General features: G+C 65.9%; 20 protein-coding genes. 11 read left to right on the forward strand and 9 right to left on the reverse strand.

Going from position 1 to position 19,007, the window contains the following annotated elements:
• Positions 1–46 precede the first annotated feature (46 nt).
• On the forward strand, positions 47–511 hold the full coding sequence (locus V6M50_RS11520; protein ID WP_332818706.1) for an Lrp/AsnC family transcriptional regulator: 465 nt from the start codon (positions 47–49) through the stop codon (positions 509–511).
• Positions 512–523: 12 nt separating this feature from the next.
• Here V6M50_RS11520 and trmB read toward each other — a convergent pair whose 3' ends face one another.
• From trmB to V6M50_RS11560, 8 genes are read right to left on the reverse strand one after another with little or no spacing between them, the layout of a single operon-like run.
• Positions 524–1,237 (reverse strand): tRNA (guanine(46)-N(7))-methyltransferase TrmB, encoded by a 714-nt coding sequence (gene trmB / locus V6M50_RS11525; protein ID WP_332818707.1) that lies wholly within the window; start codon positions 1,235–1,237, stop codon positions 524–526.
• Positions 1,238–1,281: 44 nt separating this feature from the next.
• Positions 1,282–2,541, reverse strand: coding sequence for a threonine synthase (locus tag V6M50_RS11530; protein WP_443030504.1), 1,260 nt, complete (start codon positions 2,539–2,541; stop codon positions 1,282–1,284).
• Positions 2,538–3,758 (reverse strand): methionine adenosyltransferase, encoded by a 1,221-nt coding sequence (metK, locus tag V6M50_RS11535; protein ID WP_332818708.1) that lies wholly within the window; start codon positions 3,756–3,758, stop codon positions 2,538–2,540. The genes V6M50_RS11530 and metK overlap by 4 nt, the downstream gene beginning before the upstream one ends.
• Before the next feature lie 52 nt (positions 3,759–3,810).
• Positions 3,811–5,475, reverse strand: a complete 1,665-nt coding sequence (lnt, locus tag V6M50_RS11540; RefSeq protein ID WP_332818709.1) for an apolipoprotein N-acyltransferase — start codon at positions 5,473–5,475, stop codon at positions 3,811–3,813.
• A gap of 33 nt (positions 5,476–5,508) precedes the next feature.
• On the reverse strand, positions 5,509–5,913 hold the full coding sequence (locus V6M50_RS11545; protein ID WP_332818710.1) for a DUF2141 domain-containing protein: 405 nt from the start codon (positions 5,911–5,913) through the stop codon (positions 5,509–5,511).
• Positions 5,864–6,619 carry a sterol desaturase family protein gene (locus tag V6M50_RS11550; protein ID WP_332818711.1) on the reverse strand — a complete coding sequence of 252 codons (756 nt, stop codon included), beginning with the start codon at positions 6,617–6,619 and terminating at the stop codon, positions 5,864–5,866. Before V6M50_RS11550 ends, V6M50_RS11545 begins: the two co-directional genes overlap by 50 nt.
• Complete coding sequence (locus V6M50_RS11555; protein ID WP_332818712.1) at positions 6,616–7,143, reverse strand: GNAT family N-acetyltransferase; 528 nt, start codon at positions 7,141–7,143, stop codon at positions 6,616–6,618. Before V6M50_RS11555 ends, V6M50_RS11550 begins: the two co-directional genes overlap by 4 nt.
• Positions 7,140–7,892: a ParA family protein gene (locus tag V6M50_RS11560; protein ID WP_332818713.1), complete on the reverse strand. Its 753-nt coding sequence runs from the start codon at positions 7,890–7,892 to the stop codon at positions 7,140–7,142. Before V6M50_RS11560 ends, V6M50_RS11555 begins: the two co-directional genes overlap by 4 nt.
• A gap of 93 nt (positions 7,893–7,985) precedes the next feature.
• On the opposite strand from V6M50_RS11560, the gene crtY reads away from it, so the two are divergent.
• From crtY to V6M50_RS11590, 6 genes are read left to right on the forward strand one after another with little or no spacing between them, the layout of a single operon-like run.
• Positions 7,986–9,140: a lycopene beta-cyclase CrtY gene (crtY, locus tag V6M50_RS11565; RefSeq protein ID WP_332818714.1), complete on the forward strand. Its 1,155-nt coding sequence runs from the start codon at positions 7,986–7,988 to the stop codon at positions 9,138–9,140.
• Positions 9,137–10,618 (forward strand): phytoene desaturase, encoded by a 1,482-nt coding sequence (locus tag V6M50_RS11570; RefSeq protein WP_332818715.1) that lies wholly within the window; start codon positions 9,137–9,139, stop codon positions 10,616–10,618. Before crtY ends, V6M50_RS11570 begins: the two co-directional genes overlap by 4 nt.
• On the forward strand, positions 10,615–11,196 hold the full coding sequence (locus V6M50_RS11575) for a TIGR00730 family Rossman fold protein (RefSeq protein ID WP_332818716.1): 582 nt from the start codon (positions 10,615–10,617) through the stop codon (positions 11,194–11,196). The genes V6M50_RS11570 and V6M50_RS11575 overlap by 4 nt, the downstream gene beginning before the upstream one ends.
• The gene (locus tag V6M50_RS11580; protein WP_332818717.1) at positions 11,196–12,155 is read left to right on the forward strand and encodes a phytoene/squalene synthase family protein; all 960 of its coding nucleotides are present in this window, start codon (positions 11,196–11,198) and stop codon (positions 12,153–12,155) included. Before V6M50_RS11575 ends, V6M50_RS11580 begins: the two co-directional genes overlap by 1 nt.
• Positions 12,152–12,721 carry a nicotinamide riboside transporter PnuC gene (gene pnuC / locus V6M50_RS11585; RefSeq protein WP_332818718.1) on the forward strand — a complete coding sequence of 190 codons (570 nt, stop codon included), beginning with the start codon at positions 12,152–12,154 and terminating at the stop codon, positions 12,719–12,721. The genes V6M50_RS11580 and pnuC overlap by 4 nt, the downstream gene beginning before the upstream one ends.
• The gene (locus tag V6M50_RS11590; protein WP_332818719.1) at positions 12,718–13,236 is read left to right on the forward strand and encodes an AAA family ATPase; all 519 of its coding nucleotides are present in this window, start codon (positions 12,718–12,720) and stop codon (positions 13,234–13,236) included. Before pnuC ends, V6M50_RS11590 begins: the two co-directional genes overlap by 4 nt.
• 473 nt (positions 13,237–13,709) lie before the next feature.
• Here the strand turns inward: V6M50_RS11590 and V6M50_RS11595 are convergent, their stop codons facing one another.
• Positions 13,710–15,242: a class I adenylate-forming enzyme family protein gene (locus tag V6M50_RS11595; protein ID WP_332818720.1), complete on the reverse strand. Its 1,533-nt coding sequence runs from the start codon at positions 15,240–15,242 to the stop codon at positions 13,710–13,712.
• Between the two features lie 102 nt (positions 15,243–15,344).
• Here V6M50_RS11595 and V6M50_RS11600 point away from each other — a divergent pair, with 102 nt between their 5' ends.
• The 4 genes from V6M50_RS11600 (at position 15,345) to V6M50_RS11615 (ending at position 18,994) form a co-directional block, all read left to right on the forward strand.
• On the forward strand, positions 15,345–16,043 hold the full coding sequence (locus V6M50_RS11600; RefSeq protein ID WP_332818721.1) for a response regulator transcription factor: 699 nt from the start codon (positions 15,345–15,347) through the stop codon (positions 16,041–16,043).
• 255 nt (positions 16,044–16,298) lie between these two features.
• On the forward strand, positions 16,299–17,822 hold the full coding sequence (locus tag V6M50_RS11605) for an acyl-CoA synthetase (RefSeq protein WP_332818722.1): 1,524 nt from the start codon (positions 16,299–16,301) through the stop codon (positions 17,820–17,822).
• Positions 17,823–17,876: 54 nt separating this feature from the next.
• Positions 17,877–18,362, forward strand: coding sequence for a hypothetical protein (locus V6M50_RS11610; protein WP_332818723.1), 486 nt, complete (start codon positions 17,877–17,879; stop codon positions 18,360–18,362).
• Positions 18,363–18,382: 20 nt separating this feature from the next.
• Positions 18,383–18,994, forward strand: a complete 612-nt coding sequence (locus V6M50_RS11615; protein WP_332818724.1) for a 2-hydroxychromene-2-carboxylate isomerase — start codon at positions 18,383–18,385, stop codon at positions 18,992–18,994.
• Positions 18,995–19,007: the final 13 nt, after the last annotated feature.

The following is a 19,007-nucleotide window of genomic DNA, read 5'->3' on the forward strand; positions in this document are numbered from 1 at the left end:
CTGTTTTCGGATGTTATGACCGGATAATATGCGGTATATGGAATGAATGTCCGATCTTGACCCATTTGAGATGAAAATCCTCCGCGAGCTGCAGCGCGACGCGAATCAGACGACGGCGGAGATTGCCGAGCGCGTCGGCTTGTCGGTGTCGCCGTGCTGGCGGCGGATCGACCGGCTCGAACGCGAGGGCTTCATCCGCAAACGCGTCGCGATCATCGACCGGCGCAAGGTCGGGCTCAACGCCCATGTGTTCGCGCAGGTGAAGCTCAATGCCCATGGCCGCGCCAATCTCGACGAATTCAGCGAGGCGATTCGCGGCTTTCCCGAAGTGCTCGATGCCTATGTCCTGATGGGGACGACCGACTTCATGCTGCGGATCGTCGCGAAGGATATCGACGCCTATGAGCGCTTCTTCTTCGACCGGCTGAGCAATTTGCCCGGGGTGCAGGAAATCAATTCGACCGTGGCGCTGTCCGAAATCAAGGCGACGACCGAATTGCCGCTGGGATAGGGCGCGCGCCCTCTACTTGCGCTGGTAACGGAAGTACCAGACTTCATGCCCCTGCGCGCGTGCCTTCGCCTCGTAACGCGTCTCGGGCCACCCGCCCGGGCGGACCTGGAAATCCCGTGCATCCTTTGCCAGCCATTCGAACTGGTGGCGGTGGCGGCGCATGACCATCAGCGCGTGGGCGAGATAGATCGGGTGGTCGGTGCCGAAACGGAACTCGCCGCCGGGTTTCAGCTTCGCGGCGATCAGGTCGAGCGGGCCGTCGTTCATCATCCGCCGCTTCGCATGGCGGGCCTTGGGCCAGGGATCGGGGTGGAGCAGATAGGCGAAGCTCAAGGCCCCGTCGGGAATCCGCCGCAGCACTTCCAATGCGTCGCCATGATGGATGCGGACATTGCCAAGTGGCAACTTCGCACCATGATCGCCCGCGACATGGACCAGGGCTTGCGCCACGCCGTTGATGAAGGGCTCGGCACCGATAAAGCCATGATCGGGCAGCATATCTGCCCGCCCCGCCATATGCTCACCGCCGCCGAAGCCGATCTCGAAATGCAGCGGGCGATCGTAGCCGAACAGACGCTCCGCGGCAACTTCGCCAACTTCCGGAACCGCGATCTGCGGCAGCAGCGTGTCGACCAGATCCTGCTGTCCGGCGCGCAGGGGCTTGCCCTTCGAACGGCCGTAGAGGCGGTTGATCGTCGTCGGATCGCCGGGCTTGTGTGCTGTCATGCCGCGCGCCCTAGCGGCAAGGCCGGATGGCGGCAAGCCGCACTTCAGAGCCGGGTGAAGTCGATCGGGGCGTGGCGATCAAGCGTCTGCGACGCGTCGGGCAGCGGATATTTGAGCCCGGTGGCGCAGTTGAAGAGCAGCGCGGTCTCGCCATCCTTGACCCAGCCTTCGACGCGAGCCTGCCGCCATGCGGCGAGCGTCGCCCCGCCCTCAGGGCAGAGGAGCAGCCCGTCGGTGCGCGCGGCATCGTCGACGGCTTGCTGGATCGCGGCGTCGCTGACCGCCATCGCGCGGCCATTCGATTCGCGCACCGCGTCGAGGATCAGGAAATCGCCCACCGCCTGCGGCACGCGGATGCCCGCCGCGATCGTCGATGCGTCTTCCCAGCGGACCGCGTGGCGCTCGCCGGCTTCCCACGCGCGCACCATCGGCGCGCAGCCTTCGGCCTGCACCGCGACCATGCGCGGCAGCTTGCCGGTGATCCAGCCGATCGCCTGCAATTCGGCGAACGCCTTCCACATGCCGATCAGCCCGGTGCCGCCGCCGGTGGGATAGAAAATGACGTCGGGAAGCTCCCAGCCGAACTGCTCGGCAAGCTCGAGCCCCATCGTCTTCTTGCCCTCGATCCGATAGGGTTCCTTCAGCGTCGACAGGTCGAACCAGCCGTTCGCCGCCGCGCCCTCGCGCACCAGCTTGCCGCAATCGTCGATCAGCCCGTTGACGCGGTAAACGCGTGCGCCTTGCGCCGCGATCTCGCGGACATTCACCTCGGGGGTGTCGTCGGGGCAGAAGATGATCGCTTCGATCCCAGCCTGCGTCGCATAGGCGGCCGCAGCGGCACCGGCATTGCCGTTGGTCGGCATCGCGATTGCGGTGATACCGAGTTCCTTGGCCATGCTGATCGCCATCACCAGCCCGCGGGCCTTGAACGATCCGGTGGGCAGGCGCCCTTCGTCCTTGACCAGCAGGGCGCCGGGTGCGGCACCCGCGTTTTGCCCCAGCTTGTCGAGCGCGATGATCGGGGTGTCGGCCTCGCCGAGGCTGATGATATTTTCGGCCCGCCGCACGGGCAGCAGCTCGCGCCAGCGCCACAGGTCGCGCGGGCGGGCGGCGATTTCGACCTTGCTCAGCGCCGCCGCAACACCATCCAGGTCATAGCGGACAAGCAGCGGGCGCCCGGCGTTCGACAGGCCGTGAAGCACATCGGCGTCGTACCGCTCGCCGGTCAGTCCGCATTCGAGATGCGTGACGAAGGTCGGCCGCTCGGCCGTCAGATTGGCATTGAGCGGCAGCGACGCGCTCAATTGGCGAGTGCCGCTTTCAGCTTGTCGACCAGATCGGTGCGCTCCCACGGGAAGCTGTCGCCCTCCGACGTGCGGCCGAAATGGCCATAGGCCGCGGTCTGCTTGTAGATCGGCTTGTTGAGGCCGAGGTGGGTGCGAATGCCCTTCGGCGTCAGGCGCACGAGCTGCGGAATCGCCGCCTCGATGCGGCCTTCATCAACCGTGCCGGTGCCGTGCAGGTCGACATAGATCGACAGCGGTTCGGCGACGCCGATCGCGTAGGAGAGCTGGATCGTGCAGCGGCGCGCGAGGCCCGCAGCGACGATATTCTTGGCTAGGTAGCGGGTGATATACGCCGCCGAGCGATCAACCTTGGTCGGGTCCTTGCCGCTGAACGCGCCGCCGCCGTGCGGGCTGGCGCCGCCATAGGTGTCGACGATGATCTTGCGGCCGGTGAGGCCAGCGTCGCCGTCGGGGCCGCCGATCTCGAAACGCCCGGTCGGGTTGATGTGATAGACGGTGTTCGCGGTGAGCAGCTCGGCGGGCAGCACGTCGGCGATCACGCCGAGAACATATTTGCGCAGCTCGGCGTACTTCGCCTCGTCGCCTTCGCCATTGTGGAAGAAATAGCCCGGCGCATGCTGGGTCGACACGACGATCGCGGTCGCCTCGACGGGGCGCTCGTTGGCATAGCGCAGCGTGACCTGGCTCTTGGTGTCGGGTTCGAGGAAGGGCGCGGTGCCCGCCTTGCGGTCGGCGGCCATGCGCTCGAGGATCTTGTGGCTGTAGTCGAGCGTCGCGGGCATCAGGTCGGGGGTCTCGTCCGACGCATAGCCGAACATGATGCCCTGATCGCCGGCGCCTTCGTCCTTGTCGCCGCTTTCGTCGACGCCCTGCGCGATATGCGCCGACTGGCCGTGGAGGTTGTTTTCGAAGCGGAAGGTCTTCCAGTGGAAACCGTCCTGCTCATAGCCGATCTCGCGCACCGTATTGCGTACGGCGGCTTCGATCTCGTCGAGCGCGCCCGGGGCCCATTCGCCATTTTCGAAGACGCCCTTGCAGCGGATTTCGCCGGCCAGCACGACAAGCTGGGTCGTGGTCAGCGTTTCGCAGGCGACGCGCGCTTCGGGATCCTTCGACAGGAACAGGTCGACGATCGAATCGCTGATCTGGTCCGACACCTTGTCGGGATGTCCTTCGGACACGCTTTCGGAGGTGAAAAGGAAGCTGTTGCGCATAGGAGGGCCTTCTGTGAATCGAATATAAAGGATGCTTTATGTCGGCGCGCTGTTAACGCCCGCGCCGCCGAAAGGCAATGGCCAGCGCGAGCAGCAGCAACGCAAACCCGACGGGCAGAATGTTCCCATAACGGGCGAACAGCGTGGGGGCATGGGCTGGGGGGAGCGTGGTATCGATCCGGCCCGCCTGATGCATCGGGAGTGATTCGAGCACGCGGCCATTGGCGTCGATCACCGCGCTGATCCCCGTCGGCGTCGCGCGCACGACGGGCAACCCCTCCTCGATCGCGCGCAGCCGCGCCTGCGCCAGATGTTGCGGCGGACCCCAGCCGCCGAACCACGCATCGTTCGAGGGGTTGAAGATGAAATCGGGGCGATGGGCGCGGTCGACGACCTGCCCTGAAAAGATGATCTCGTAGCAGATTTGCAGCCCGGCCTGACCAAAGGCGCCGAGGTCAAGCGTGCGGGCGCCGGGGCCGGGCCAGAAATCGATGTCGCCGGGGGCAAGGCGCGATAGGCCGATCGCCGACAGGATCGGCCGCATCGGCAGATATTCGCCATAGGGCACGAGATGCGCCTTGTCGTAACGCGGGCCGAGCGTGCCGTCGGCATGGACCGACATCACCGCATTGCGCGCGCCGACCACGTCGCCGCCCTTGTCGAGTTCGAGCTTCAGCGCGCCGAGCAGCATCAGGTCGCCGGGGTTCATCAGCTTGGTTAGCCGGCCGCGCGCCTCGGCGGGCGAACGGTCGTAATAGACCGAGGGGTAGCCGGTTTCGAGATAATCGGGCACCGCCGCCTCGGGCCACAGGATCAGGCGCGGCGTGTCGTTTTTCGGTGTCGTCAGCCGGGCAAGCTTGGCGAAATTGACGTCGGCCTTGCTGCCCTCCCATTTGTCCTGCTGCCCGACATTGGGCTGGACGACGGTGATGGGGACGCTCTTTCTATTCGATATTGGTTCTGTTCGACCCAACGCGCTTAAGAGGATCAGTCCTAGAATCAGGCTGAAGAAGGTTAGGCGCCGTCGCCACCAGAAGCCGCGCTTGATGTTCGTATCGGCAACGGCGGCGAACGTGCGGATCGCAAAACCGGTGACCAGTAGCGCTGTCGCCGAGGCGCCATAGGTGCCAATCCAGCGAACCATCGGAACGCCGACGTTGACCGGGCCAACCAGGATTGCGCTTAACGGATTCCATGCGAAGCCGGTGAACACCCAGCTGCGCAGCCATTCGGTCAGCGTCCACAGCGCGGCGAAAGCGAGGATGAAGGAGAGCGTCGCCCCCGCGAAGGCGGGGGCCGCTGTCGGCTTTGCGCTGTCGCTGCCAGCGGCTCCTGCCTTCGCAGGAGCGACGATTTTTTGCGTCAGCCACGCCCCCCACGCCGCGAGTGCGGGATAGACCGCCAGATAGAGCGACAGCAGCACGACCGCGATCCACCCGAGCCACGCGGGCATTGCCGCCTGATAGGTGAAGGCGGTGGCGATCCAGTTGAGGCCGACGACGAAGTGGCCGACGCCAAAGGCCCAGCCGATCCCGAGCGCGCGCGACCCCTTCGGGCTGCACGCAACGAGCGCCATCCAGCCGCCGAGCGCGAGCAAGGTCAGCGGCCAGAGGTGGAGCGGCGCGAAACCGGTCGCCGAGACGGCGCCGAGCAACAGGGCGAGAAGCTTTGGCCAGCGGTCGGCGAAAGCGGCGATGTGGGAGGAGGTCGCGGTCACGCGCGCTCTATTAGCCGTGCGCCGCCGAGCCCACTAGAGCATATATTTCATCTTGATCGACTGGCGCATGTCGCCGGCGACCGTGAAGCTCGCCGATTTGAAGCTCGGCGGCCCGGCGGTGATCGCCGGGTTGCGCGAAAAGCCGAAGCCCTCTTTCGGCAGGAAGATCGCGACATCCATCTTGTTATTGCTGTTCTCGTCATGGACGACCGCGATGGCATAGGTGCCGGCCGCGGGCGCATGGACGAAGAAATCGCCGGCGTCGGCCGCTTTCACCGCCATGCGAACCGAGCCCCGGTCCTTGCTGCAATCGGGAAAAGCCTTGGGATTGGTGGTCAGACAGACGAGGATTTGCCCCTTCGCGCTGCGCAGCCCGGTTACGCTGACCTCAACCGTCGGCGGCGCGCTCGCGGCCGCCAGCAGCGGCAAAACTGCCAAGGCCAAGATCCGTGCCGCACAGCTTGTCCCAGAAGCGGAAATAAAGCCCATAATTCCCCCGGTAAGCGGCGTGATGCTGCTCATGATGCGTCGCGGTTATCAGCCAGCGGCCCGCGGGTCCATGGACCAGCGCGCGCGGGAACATCTCCCACCCCATATGATTGCCTACCCCCATGATCGTCATGATCGCGAGCACGAGCCCCAGCACCGCGACATGGATCGGGATGACGAAGACCAGCGCGGGGATCACGACCGCCCCGGTGATCGCTTCCAGCGGATGAAAGCTCATCGCCGCCCAAGCGGTCGGCGGCCGGCTTTCATGATGGACGCTGTGCGCGATGCGGAACAATGCGGGCCGGTGCATCCAGCGGTGCGTCCAGTAAAACCATGTGTCGTGGATCAGCAGGTAAGCGAAGAGGCTGACGGGCAGATACCAGAGCGGAAAGGCGCTCCAGTCGGTGTAGATGCGCGTCCAGCCATGTACCTGCCACCCCCAGGCGGCGATCCCCGCGGGGATGCCGTAAATTGCGGCGCTGGTCAGGCTCCAGCCGATCTCGCGCCGCATCTGCGGCTCGAGCCCGCGATAGAGGCCGGGATGCTTCCATCGCGTCGCAAGGGCAAAGGCGCCGCTGCTGATCAGATAGCGAACGCCGATGATCAGCGTCATCGCGAGCGTGGAGAGCGCAACGGTTGCCCCGTAGCTCATCCCGGCGCGCTCGCGATGCCGTCGCCGAGCGCGCGCTGCATATAGACGGTGTCGAGCCAGCGGCCATGCTTCCACCCCATCCCAGCGAGCCGACCCGCGTGGGTGAAGCCGCAGGCGGCGTGAAGCGCGACCGAAGCCGGCTCGCCGCCGCCGATCACCGCGACCATGGTACGAAAACCCGCTGCCTCGGCCGCTGCCAGCAGGGCCTCGAGCAGCGCGCGCCCGACGCCGCGACCCTGCTGCGCGGGATCGACATAGATGCTGTCCTCGCACGCCCAGGCATAGGCGGCGCGGGGCCGGAACTGGCTAGCATAAGCGTAACCGACAACCGAGGCGTCGGGGGCGACCGCGACGAGGAAAGGCCAGCCCTTCGCGATATGGTCGGCGATCAATGTCTGGGTTGCAGCGACGCTGCGTGGTTCGGTGTCGTAACTTGCACTGCCGTGCGCGACATGATGCGCATAGATGGCGGCGATCGCCGGGGCGTCGGCGGGTGTCGCGGTTTTGATGGCGGCCGGGGTCACCCGGACTTGCGCGGGCCGAGCAGCGCCGCGACACGCTGCCACAGCACGGCATAGGCCTGCCCCGCCTTGCTGCGCCGGGCATAAGTGGCGAGCGGCCGGCGCCGCACCGCCATCTGTTCGACCACGCTCGCCATCGGCAGCACGGGCCACGCCATTTCGGCGGCGAGCGCATCGCGATGGAGCGCGCGACGTCCGTCGACCATCGCATAGACGGGCATCAGCGGCGTGCTGCCGTTCTTCGCCGGGCGCAGATGCGCGATCACTTCGTCGAGCGCGCGGCGCGACAACGGCGAGGGGATCACCGGCACGACGATCAGGTCGGCGGCGCGCATCATCTGCTCGCTCGTTTCGGTGAGCCCCGGCGGGCAATCGAGGATGATGCGGTCGTAATCGGCGCCGATGTCGGCGATCAGCTTGGCGAGTCGCTTTTTCTTGCCGGCATCGAGGAACAGCGCGTCGAGCCCGCGCAGCGAGGTGTCGCCGGGCAGCAGGTCAAGCCCTTCGACTGCGGTCTTCGTCACCAGCTTGGCGGGGGCGACGTCGCGGTCGAACACCTGGTCGGCGGTGCGCTTGCCGGGGCCGTCATGGCCGAGGATGAAGCTGGCCGCGGCCTGGCCATCGAGGTCCCACAACAAGGTCCGCCCGCCCGCCTGCAGCGCGGCTTCGGCGGCGAGATTGACCGCGAGGCTGGTCTTTCCGACCCCGCCCTTCAAGCTGTAGACCGCGATGACATGCACCTGCTTGCTCATATCCTTTGGACTCCGTCGTTTCGCGCGGCGAGTCAAGCGCACAGCGGGTCGAACGGCTTTGCGCTTCGCTGTACGCACAGCTAGGACAGAAATATGACCGCCGATCTTCCCCGCTGCGATATCGCCATCGTCGGCGGCGGGCTGGCGGGCGGGCTCGCGGCGCTGGCGCTTGCGGCGAAGCGGCCTGACCTCGATGTCCGGCTCGTCGAGCCGGGCTCGGTCGGCGGGAACCATATCTGGTCCTTTTTCGACAGCGACATCGCGCGCGGCGACCGCTGGCTCGTCGCGCCGCTCGTCCGCCATCATTGGGGCCAATATGACGTCGCCTTCCCGTCGCATCGGCGCACCATGCGAATGGGCTACAAGAGCATCACCGGCGAGGCACTGGCCGAGGCGGTCGCGGCGGCGCTGCCCGAGGGGCGCATCGTCGCCGACAAGGCCAAGCATGTCGCGCCCGACCATATACTGCTGGCGCGCGGCGGGCGGCTTTCGGCGCGCCATGTCATCGACGCGCGCGGCGCCGGCAAATTCCCGACGCTCGACTGCGGCTGGCAGAAATTTGTCGGGCAGGCGCTGACCATAAGGGGCGGGCACGGCGTCGCACATCCCGTCGTAATGGATGCACGCGTCGAGCAATTGGACGGCTATCGCTTCGTCTATCTGCTCCCCTTCGATGACGAGACGATCTTCGTCGAGGACACCTACTACAGCGACAGCGCCGATCTCGACGTCGCGGCGGTGCGCGAGCGGATCGCTGGCTATGTCGCCGCCCGCCAATGGGATGTGGCGGCGGTGACGCGCGAGGAAACGGGCGTGCTACCGGTGGTGATCGCGGGCGATTTCGAGCGCATGTGGCCGGCCTCCGACCGCACCGCGCGGATCGGGGTGCGCGCCGGTGCCTTCCATGCGACGACCGGCTATTCACTTCCCGACGCGGTGCGCACCGTGGCGGCGCTGCCCACGCTGGTCGACCGGGCCGACCTTCCCGCGATACTTCGCGCCCGCGCGGCGGCGACATGGCGGCGCCAGCGTTTCTATCGCATGCTCGGTGCGATGCTGTTTCATGCTGCCGATCCCGATGCGCGCTATCGGGTATTCCAGCGCTTCTACCGCCTGTCGCCGGGGCTGATCGCACGCTTCTATGCCGGGGGGTCGACGCGGGGCGACAAGCTGCGCATCCTGTCGGGGAAGCCCCCGGTGCCGTTTGGCCGGGCGCTCGCCGCTCTCCGGCGCTTTGACTGGAAATGAGCCGCAAGGCGATCGTCATCGGCGCGGGGTTTGGCGGGCTCGCGCTTGCGATCCGGCTTCAGTCGGCGGGGGTGGCGACGACGATCGTCGAGGCGCGCGACAAGCCGGGTGGGCGGGCCTACCACTGGCAAAAGGAGGGCTTCACCTTCGACGCCGGCCCAACAGTGATTACCGACCCGCCCTGCCTCGAAGAGCTGTGGGCGCTGAGCGGACAGCCGATGGCCGCCGACGTCGATCTCGTTCCCGTCATGCCTTTTTACCGCCTCAACTGGCCCGACGGGACAAACTTCGACTATTCGAACGACGAAGCCGCGCTGCGCGCTGAAATCGCGACACTCCACCCCGCCGATGTCGACGGCTACGACCGCTTCCTCCAATATTCGAAGGGCGTTTATGAGCAGGGCTATGTGAAGCTCGGCGCGGTCGCTTTCCTCGATTTCGCCTCGATGATAAAAGCCGCGCCCGCGCTGATGAAATATCAGGCTTGGCGCAGCGTCTATTCGATCGTTTCCGCTTATGTGCAGGACGAGCGGCTGCGGCAGGCCTTGTCTTTTCACACCCTGCTCGTCGGCGGCAATCCGATGACGACGAGCGCGATTTACGCGCTGATCCACACGATCGAGAAGGAGGGCGGCGTCTGGTTCGCGCGCGGCGGGACCAACGCGCTGGTGTCGGGGATGGCGCGGCTGTTCGAGCGGATCGGTGGAACATTGCGGCTCGGCGATCCGGTGACGAGGATCGATACTGTGGGTGACCGCGCGACGGGCGTTGCGACGCAAAGCGGCTGGCGTGGCGAGGCCGATATGGTCGCATGCAATGGCGACCTGATGCACAGCTACAACGCGCTGCTCGCCGACCATCCGCGCGGGCCGAAAGTCGCCAAGAGCCTCGCGCGCAAACGCTGGTCGCCCTCGCTGTTCGTCGTCCACTTCGGGGCGAAGGGCAGCTATCCCGATGTCGCGCACCACAGCATTCTCTTCGGCCCGCGCTACAGGGGCCTGCTCGACGACATTTACACCAACGGCGTAGTGCCCGACGATTTCTCGCTTTACCTCCATCATCCCAGTGCGACCGATCCCGCGATGGCGCCGCCGGGGCATTCGACCTTCTACGCGCTCGCCCCCGTCGCACATCTAGGGAAGGCACAGGCTGATTGGGATGGCGCCTTCGGGCAGCAGTTCGCCGATGCGATCCTCGACGAAGTCGAACGCCGCGTCGCCCCCGGCCTCCGCGCCAACCTCGTGACCCGCTTCCACTACACCCCCGCCGATTTCGGCCGCGACCTGTCGGCGCATCTTGGCAGCGCATTCAGTCTCGAGCCCGTGCTGTGGCAAAGCGCCTGGTTCCGCGCGCACAACCGCGACGATGTGATTTCGAACCTTTACTTCGTCGGCGCGGGGACGCATCCGGGCGCGGGTATCCCGGGGGTCGTCGGCAGCGCCAAGGCGACCGCCAATCTGATGTTGGAAGATAAATGAAACGCCTTGCCGTCTATTGCGGGTCCGCGACCCCCGAAGATCCGATCTATATCGAAACCGCGCGCCACGTCGGCCGTACTTTGGCTGAGCGCGGCATCGGCGTCGTCTACGGCGGCGGCCGCCTTGGCCTGATGGGCGCGGTCGCCGACAGCGCGCTCGAGGCCGGCGGCGAGGTGATCGGGATCATCCCCGAGGCGCTGGTGGGCGCCGAGGTCGCGCACCGCGGCTGCACCGAACTGCATGTCGTCAGCGGCATGCACGAACGCAAGAAGATGTTCACCGACCTCTCGGACGGTTTCCTCACCATTCCCGGAGGGGTCGGGACGATGGACGAATTGTGGGAAGCGATCAGCTGGGCACAGCTTGGCTATCATACGAAGCCCGTCGGGCTCCTCAACGCCGCGGGTTTCTACAACGACCTCATCGCCTTCAACCGCAACATGGTCGAGGTCGGCTTCATCCGCCCCGCGCACGCCGGGATCATGATCGTCGACGCCGGGCTCGACGAACTGTTGGGCAAGATGGCGGCCTATGTGCCGCACAAGACGATCTTCGCGATGAAGGCCGAAAATCTGTAATGACCGAGGGGGGCGCCTATGATGCCCACGCCCTCCATGGTTTCGCGCACGACAGCATCGCGCGCGGATCGAAAAGCTTTGCACTCGCCAGCCAGCTGTTCGATCGCGAAACGCGCGAGCGCGTGTGGTTGCTCTATGCCTGGTGCCGCGCCGCCGACGATTTGACCGACGGGCAGGATCATGGCGGCGAAATGCACGCGGGCCATGATGCCCCCGCGGCGCTGACCCGCATCCGCGCGCTGACCGACGCTGCTTTTGCCGGGCAGCCGACCGGCGAGATGGCGTTCGATGCGCTCGGCTTCCTGCTCACCGAGGTCGCAATCCCGCGCGCGATCATCGACGACATCATCGCAGGGTTCGAACTCGACGCGAAGGACTGGCGCCCGCGCAGCGAGGCCGACCTGCTCCGCTATAGCTATCATGTCGCCGGTGCCGTCGGGGTCGCGATGGCGCTGGTGATGGGGGTGGATCTCGCCGACGAGACGACGCTCGACCGCGCATCGGACCTCGGCATCGCGTTCCAGCTCGCCAATATCGCGCGCGACGTCGCCGAGGATGCCGCCGCCGATCGCTGTTACCTGCCGGTCGAATGGATGGTCGAACTCGACATCCCGCCGGGCCAGCATATGCACCCTGCCTTTCGCGCCCGCCTATCGGTGATGGCGAAATGGCTCGCCGAAATGGCGGAGGAATATGAGGCGTCGGCGCGCTGGGGGGCGCGCAAGCTTGGCCCGCGTAGCCGCTGGGCGGTGCTCGCCGCCGCGGGCATCTATGGCGACATCGCGCGCGAGGTGCGCGCGCGCGGCGACCATGCGTGGGACCACCGCGCTGCGTCGAGCCTGTTTGCCAAGCTCGGCTGGGTTGCGCGCGCGGGCTGGTCGGTGCTCCGCCGCCCGCCGCAGCGGCGGATCAGCCGCGACGGGCTGTGGACGCGCCCGCGCCACGGGGGCTCGGCATGAGCCAGCTCGAATGGCTGGCGGCGGTGCTGGTCCTGATCAACGTCGCGCTCGTCGCGTTGCGCAGCGTGTGGAACTATCCCTTCGCGCTCATCGCGGTCAGCCTCTACGCCGTCGTCTTCTTTGACGCGAAGCTCTACAGCGACATGCTGCTCCAGGGCTTTTTCTTCGCGCTTAACCTCTATGGCTGGGCCGCGTGGATGCGCGCGCGCAACGATAGCGGGGTGCCTGTGCGCTTTATGAGCGTACCGGCGCGCCAAGGCTGGGCGCTGGCGACGATCGTCGCCTGGGCGGGCTGGAGCTTTGCGATGGACCGCTATACCGACGCGGTGGCGCCGTGGATCGACGGCGCGATCGCGATGCTCAGCATCACCGCGCAATGGCTGCTCGCACGGCGGCGGGTGGAAAGCTGGTGGCTGTGGATCGCCGTCGACCTGATCGCGGTGCCGCTTTTCGCGTGGCGCGGTCTTTATCCGACCAGCGCGGTCTATGTCGTGTTGCTCGGGCTGTCGATCGACGGGCTGATCCAATGGCGCTGCGCGGCGGCGACGGGCAGCGCCGCGATATGACGCGCCATATCTGCCTCCACGGCGCCGAAAGCACGGGAAAGTCCACGCTCGCATCGCGCCTCGCTCTCCAGCTCGGCGGGCTCGTCGTGCCCGAATATGGCCGCACCTATGCCGAGGCGAACGGCACCGACCTCGACGAGGTCGACCTGCTCGCGATCTTCGATGGCCATCTGGTGGCGACCCGCGAAGCGCTCGCGCAGCAGCCCGAATGGCTCATATCCGACACCGATCCGCTGATGACGCAGGCGTGGGCGATCATGCTGCTCGGCCGCCGCCTGCCCGAAATCGACCTGTGGGACGAAGTCGCCGACCTCTACCTCGTTCCCGCGATGGACCTGCCGTGGGAGGAAGATGGTACGCGCCTGTTCGGCAGCGAATTGGCGCGGGATCAGTTCATGGAGGTCGCGATCGGCGAACTCGACCGACGTCGGCTCCAATGGGCTTGGGTCGAGGGGGAGGGCGATGCGCGGCTGCAAAGCGCGCTGGCGGCGATAGCGGCGGCGGACCTGCCCTGAGTGAATCCGCGGACGGGCGCGGGTGCCGGCTTTGGGGTGGTGAACCGCCATTGCCTTCCTTCATCATCCCGGGTTGGATCCGGGATCCGGTCGGCGCAAGGGCCGCGTGATATTCCCAAAGTTCAGTAAAGGTCAGCCCTATGCATCCCCCCGATTTGGACCTCGCGGCGTGCTGGACGCGCCCGGCGCGCCCTGCCGTGGTCGCACCGGCAAGCCGGGCAGCGACCGCTTTATCCACCAAATGAAAGAGCCGGGTGAAGGCTGGCATAGCCGGATAATGTAGGAAAGGCCTATTTGAAGGCGAGGCCTGCTTAGGGGTGGGAAGCTGCCATCTCCCATTTTCGTCATCCCCGCGAAAGCGGGGACCCAGAGCGTCCGTTGGCTGGCCTAGCCCTAGGTTCCCGCTTTCGCGGGAATGACGAAGTATTAAAAGCGGGGCCTCCCCTTCCGGTCGTTAACCGACGGCCCGGCCGCTACGGCGCATAGGCATCCCGCAACTCGCGCTTCAACACCTTGCCGATCGGACTGCGCGGCAGCTCATCGACGACGGTAATCGCGCTCAGCCGCTGGGTCTTGCCGACCTTGGCGTTGCAATCGGCGCGCACCGCCTCGGCATCGGCGCTATCCTTCAGCACGACGAACGCCACCGGAGTCTCGCCCCATTCCTCGCTCGGCATCCCGACGACGGCCGCCTCGACGACGCGATCGTCGGCGAGGAGAATGCCCTCGAGATCGCTCGGGAAAATGTTGAAGCCGCCCGAAATGATCATGTCCTTGGCGCGGTCCATCAGCGTCAGGAAGCCATCTTCGTCGATGCGGCCGATGTCGCCGTGGCGATAGAAGAGATTGCCCTCCGCATCGTACCAGTGCATCGCCTTGGTCGCGTCGGGACGATTGTTGTAGCCGGTCATCATCGCCGGCGACCGGCCCACCACTTCGCCAACCGAGCCCTGCGGCAATTCGTTGCCGTCTTCGTCGATGACCTTGGCGATATGCCCCGGCGCCGGTTTGCCGACGGTATGCAGCTTGTCGGGGTATTGGTGCGCCTCGAGGATGAACGCCGCGCCGCCTTCGGTCATGCCGTAAATCTCGACGAGCCCGCCGGGCCAGCGCTGCAGCACATCGGCCTTGAGCGCCGCGGGGAAGGGCGCCGAGGTGCAATATTTGACGACGAAGCTCGAAAGGTCGAAGTCGCCGAAATCATCGAGCGCCATGATGCGGCGATATTGCACCGGGACCAGCATTGTGTTCGTCGCGCGTTCGCGCGCCGCGAGTTCGAGGAAGCCGCGCGCGTCGAATTTCTTCATCAGCACGACCTGCCCGCCCGACCCGACGGTGGGCATGAAGCTTGCCATCGTCGTGTTCGAATAGAGCGGGGTCGACAGGATCGTGACCGCGGCCGGGCCATAGGCCGGGGCACCGCGGATGATATGCTGCCAGCGCATCGCGTGGCTGTGGACGATGCCCTTCGGCGTGCCGGTGGTGCCCGACGAATAGATGATGTTGAAGCCATCCTCGGGCCGAATGTCGACCGGCGCCGGCTTTGCCCCCGCCAGCGCGAGCCAGGCGTCGAGCGGTGTGCCGGCGTCGCTGCCATCCATCGCGATCAAGTCGCTGGCGGTGATCGCCTGCCCTTCAAGGCTCGCCCTTGCCGCGCTGTCGAGGAACAGGTGGCGCGCGCCGGTGTCGGCGATCATCGCCGCCATCTGTTCGCCCGTCGCGCTGTTCGTGACAAGCCCCGCGACCCCGCCGGCGCGCAGTGTGCCCAGGATGACCGCCATTTGTTCGACGCTGTTCAGCCCGGCGATCGCGGTGCGGTCGCCTTTCGCAAATCCGTCCTGCTGCAGCCGTGCCGCGATTCGGTCGATCAATTGATCCAGTTCGGACCAGCTCAGCCGCCGCAACGCGTCGGCAGCCGCTACGGCATCGGGGCGCTCCGCGGCATGGGCACGGACAAGGTCGGGCAGGGTGGCGAAGTCGCCGTCAAGCATTTCGATACTGGTCATGCCTATGGGTTAGCACAGCCGAAAGGCGGTGCAATGCCGGCGGCGCGGCGGCGCGACACTATGTTGCGACGACGGCGGGGGTCGGGGATGGCATCATCGGATATGGAAAAGCGAGGCGACCGGAAGTTGCTCGTTGCCATCTATCATCCGCAGGCGGCGCGCGCCGACCGGCTTCGCGATGCGATCGAAACCGCCGGTTGCCGGGCGCAAATTCTCCCGCCGCAGGTGAACGGCCTCCGGCCCTGGGTCGACTGCTGTTTCGACCTGCTGCTCATCAACCCCTTCCTTGACTGGCAGGAGCCATTCGAATTCGTCCGCTTGATGCGGTCGGTCGCGGGGCGGCGGCCGTTGATTGTCGTGTCGGACCGCGATTCGCTCGATGACCGGATGGTGGCGCTCGGCGCCGGCGCCGACGATGTCGTCGGCTGGACCGGCAATTTGCCCGAGGTGCTGGCACGTATTGCCAGCCTGCTACGGCGCAGCCGTATCGCCGCCGGCCAGCTGGGCGCGGGCGAGCTGCGCATCGACCTGATCGACCGGCGGGTCGAGCGGGCGGGGCGCCTGATTCGCCTGCCGCTGCGCGAGTTCGACCTGCTCGCGAATCTGGCCCGCCTCCCCAACCGGCCGGTCTCGCGCGCTGCGCTCCTGAAAGCGGTGTGGCGGCTCGATTTCGACCCCGGCACCAACCGGGTCGAGGTCCATATGTCGCGGTTGCGCGCCAAGATCGACCGGGACTTTGCATGGCCAATGCTGCGCACGGTGAAGGGGCAGGGGTACACGCTGCGCTCGCGGCCGGATTAGGTTCAGTCTCTCCCAACTTCGTCATTCCCGCGAAAGCGGGAACCCAGTTTGCGCAAACTGTCGTCGCAACTGGGTTCCCGCTTTCGCGGGAATGACGAGGGAAAAAGTTCGGCAGTATGATTTCACGAATTCTCCGCCCGCATTTGCCCTTCTTGACCGCAACCCTGTCATCGACCCCGCCTCGCTTGACCAAAAGTTTCAACCCGCTACTCATTTCGGGCATAAACAAATCAACGATCCCGGAGATGATGCCCGATGCACCCGTCCGTCCACGCCCGTTCGAATCCCGAAAAGCCCGCGATCATCGTCGCGGAAACGGGGGAGTCGATCAGCTATGGCGAGCTCGACGCCGCGTCGAATCGCGTCGCGCAGCTGTTTCGCGCGCACGGGCTGGGGCATGAGGATGTCGTCGCCTTCATGCTCGACAACACGCCGCATTATTACGGTCTGACCTGGGGCGCGCAGCGCGCGGGGCTGCGCTATGTCTGCATTTCGTCGCGGCTGACGCAGGATGAAACCGACTATATCCTCGAAAATTCAGGCGCACAGATCCTTGTCGTGTCGGCGAGCCTTGGCGGTGCTGCACAGCAGTTGACGACGCAGATCAAGCGCTTTGCCATGGGCGGCGACATCGCCGGTTATGACAGCTGGGAGGATGCGGTTGCCACCATGCCCCCAACCCCGGTCGCCGACGAGCGCGCCGGGGCCGACATGCTTTATTCGTCGGGTACTACGGGACGTCCCAAGGGCGTGCGCGTGCCGCTGCCCGAGGATCCCGCGATCGATGCGGTCAACAGCCTCGTCATGCTCGCCTCGGCGGTGTTCCAGATCGACTCGGACAGCATCTATCTCTCGCCCGCGCCGCTCTACCACGCCGCGCCGCTGCGCTGGTCGATGACGGTCCATCGCCTCGGCGGCACGGTGGTGCTGATGAAGAAATTCGATCCCGAGGCGGCGTTGTCGTACATCGAAAAATATCGCGTGAACGCCAGCCAGTGGGTCCCGACCCATTTCGTGCGGATGCTCAAATTGCCCGAAGAAGTCCGTTCGCGCTACGACACCTCCTCGCTCAAGGTCGCGATCCACGCCGCGGCGCCGTGCCCGGTGCCGGTCAAGCAGGCGATGATCGACTGGTGGGGACCGGTGCTTTTCGAATATTATGCGGGGTCGGAGGGCAATGGCATGACCTTTGTCTCGAGTCAGGACTGGCTGACCCACAAGGGCACCGTCGGGCGCCCGATTCTCGGCGTCGTGCACATCATGGGCGAGGACAACGAGACCGAGCTCGGCGTCGGCGAGGAAGGCTGCGTCTTCTTCGAAAGCGAGAATGTCTTCGAATATCATGGCGACAGCGAGAAAACGGCGTCGAGCCGGAACAGCAAGGGTTGGTCGACCCTCGGCGATGTCGGCAAGGTTGACGAGGAGGGCTTCCTCTACCTCACCGACCGCAAGAGCTTCATGATCATCACCGGCGGGGTGAACGTCTATCCGCAGGAGATCGAAAATCACCTCGTGACCCATCCCGCGGTCGCCGACGTCGCGGTGGTCGGCGGCCCGCACGAGGATTTCGGCGAAGAAGTGATCGCGGTGGTCCAGCCCGCGAACATGGCCGATGCGGGCGACGCGCTGCGCGACGAACTGATCGCTTATGCCCGCGAGAAATTGTCGGGCGTCAAAGTCCCGCGCCGCATCGATTTCATGGAAGCGCTGCCGCGGCACGACACGGGCAAGCTATACAAGCGCCTGCTGCGCGACCAATATTGGGCGCGGACGAACTGACCGCACGAGTCGGCGGCGGACCGACAGGTCGCTGCCCTTTTTTGGGAGGCGTATATGAACAAGGCGATGATGACGGCAGCGGTCGTGCTGGCCGTAGGACTGGCAGGGTGCGGCAAGAAGGAAGCCCCGCCCGCCGAAGACACGACGACCGCCGAGCCGGCTGCGACGACAACCGCTGCGCCTATGGCCGCTCCCGCTGCGACCGCCGCGATCGATCCCGCCAAGCCGAACGCTTGCGCTAAACTGGCCGACGTCAAATTGACCGCGATGATCGACAAGGCGACGAACACGCTGAAGGTCAGCGGCACCGCCAATGCGCCAACCGGCGGTTTTGCCACCGCGCTGCAGGCCGGGCCGCTCGACAAGATGAACCCGCCCAACCAGGTCGTGCTGCTGCGCGCGAACGCGCCCGACGGCATGGCGACGCAGGCGATTACGCCGGTGACGCTCAGCCTCGACATCCCGACCGCGCAGCCCGCCTATAATTCGGTCCGCGTTGCCTGTCCGGGCGTGCCCGACGTCGAACTCAAGGTCGGCTAAACCATGCAGGGAGGTCCAGGGTGACGGACGAGCGCGTCGAATTTTTCTTTGATCTATCGTCACCCTGGACCTGCCTCGCTTTCCATAATTTGCCGGGGGTGCTGGAACGGACGGGCGCGGCCGCGCGCTATCGGCCGATCCTCGTCGGCGGCGTGTTCAATGCGGTGAACCCCGCCGTCTATGCCGCGCGCGAGCAGGTGGATAACCGGCGGTTGCAGCATAGCTGGAAGATTTTGAAGGACTGGGCGCGGCTCGCGGGCGTCGCGATGAATTTCCCGTCAGAGTGGCATCCGGCGAAGAGCATTGCCGCGATGCGTTTCTGCTGCGCGCTTGAGGAAGATCAGGCGGCGCTGATCCGGTTCGCGCGCGGCGCGTTCGCGAGCTATTTCGACGCCCAAGAAAATCTCGACGATCCCGCGGTTCTGGCGGCGGTCGCCGATGCCGAGGGGCTGGATGGCGCCGTGCTCGCCGCCGCGGCGGCCAGCGACGCGATCAAGACCCGGCTTCGCGCGAACACCGAGGAGGTGATCGCGCGCGGCGGCTATGGTTCGCCGACGATCTTCGTCGACGGCGACGACATGTATTTCGGAAATGACCAACTGCCGCTCGTCGAAGCGGCGCTTGAGCGTTAAATGCAGAGGACTC

This window comes from Sphingopyxis sp. (assembly GCF_036675685.1).
Classification (GTDB): Bacteria; Pseudomonadota; Alphaproteobacteria; order Sphingomonadales; family Sphingomonadaceae; genus Sphingopyxis.

Coding starts and splice junctions, on each gene's coding strand:
- V6M50_RS11520 (WP_332818706.1), top strand. CDS start 47: ATGTCCGATCTTGACCCATTTGAGATGAAAATCCTCCGCGAGCTGCAG.
- trmB (WP_332818707.1), bottom strand. CDS start 1,237: ATGACAGCACACAAGCCCGGCGATCCGACGACGATCAACCGCCTCTAC.
- metK (WP_332818708.1), bottom strand. CDS start 3,758: ATGCGCAACAGCTTCCTTTTCACCTCCGAAAGCGTGTCCGAAGGACAT.
- V6M50_RS11550 (WP_332818711.1), bottom strand. CDS start 6,619: ATGAGCTACGGGGCAACCGTTGCGCTCTCCACGCTCGCGATGACGCTG.
- V6M50_RS11560 (WP_332818713.1), bottom strand. CDS start 7,892: ATGAGCAAGCAGGTGCATGTCATCGCGGTCTACAGCTTGAAGGGCGGG.
- crtY (WP_332818714.1), top strand. CDS start 7,986: ATGACCGCCGATCTTCCCCGCTGCGATATCGCCATCGTCGGCGGCGGG.
- V6M50_RS11570 (WP_332818715.1), top strand. CDS start 9,137: ATGAGCCGCAAGGCGATCGTCATCGGCGCGGGGTTTGGCGGGCTCGCG.
- V6M50_RS11575 (WP_332818716.1), top strand. CDS start 10,615: ATGAAACGCCTTGCCGTCTATTGCGGGTCCGCGACCCCCGAAGATCCG.
- V6M50_RS11580 (WP_332818717.1), top strand. CDS start 11,196: ATGACCGAGGGGGGCGCCTATGATGCCCACGCCCTCCATGGTTTCGCG.
- pnuC (WP_332818718.1), top strand. CDS start 12,152: ATGAGCCAGCTCGAATGGCTGGCGGCGGTGCTGGTCCTGATCAACGTC.
- V6M50_RS11590 (WP_332818719.1), top strand. CDS start 12,718: ATGACGCGCCATATCTGCCTCCACGGCGCCGAAAGCACGGGAAAGTCC.
- V6M50_RS11595 (WP_332818720.1), bottom strand. CDS start 15,242: ATGACCAGTATCGAAATGCTTGACGGCGACTTCGCCACCCTGCCCGAC.
- V6M50_RS11600 (WP_332818721.1), top strand. CDS start 15,345: ATGGAAAAGCGAGGCGACCGGAAGTTGCTCGTTGCCATCTATCATCCG.
- V6M50_RS11605 (WP_332818722.1), top strand. CDS start 16,299: ATGCACCCGTCCGTCCACGCCCGTTCGAATCCCGAAAAGCCCGCGATC.
- V6M50_RS11610 (WP_332818723.1), top strand. CDS start 17,877: ATGAACAAGGCGATGATGACGGCAGCGGTCGTGCTGGCCGTAGGACTG.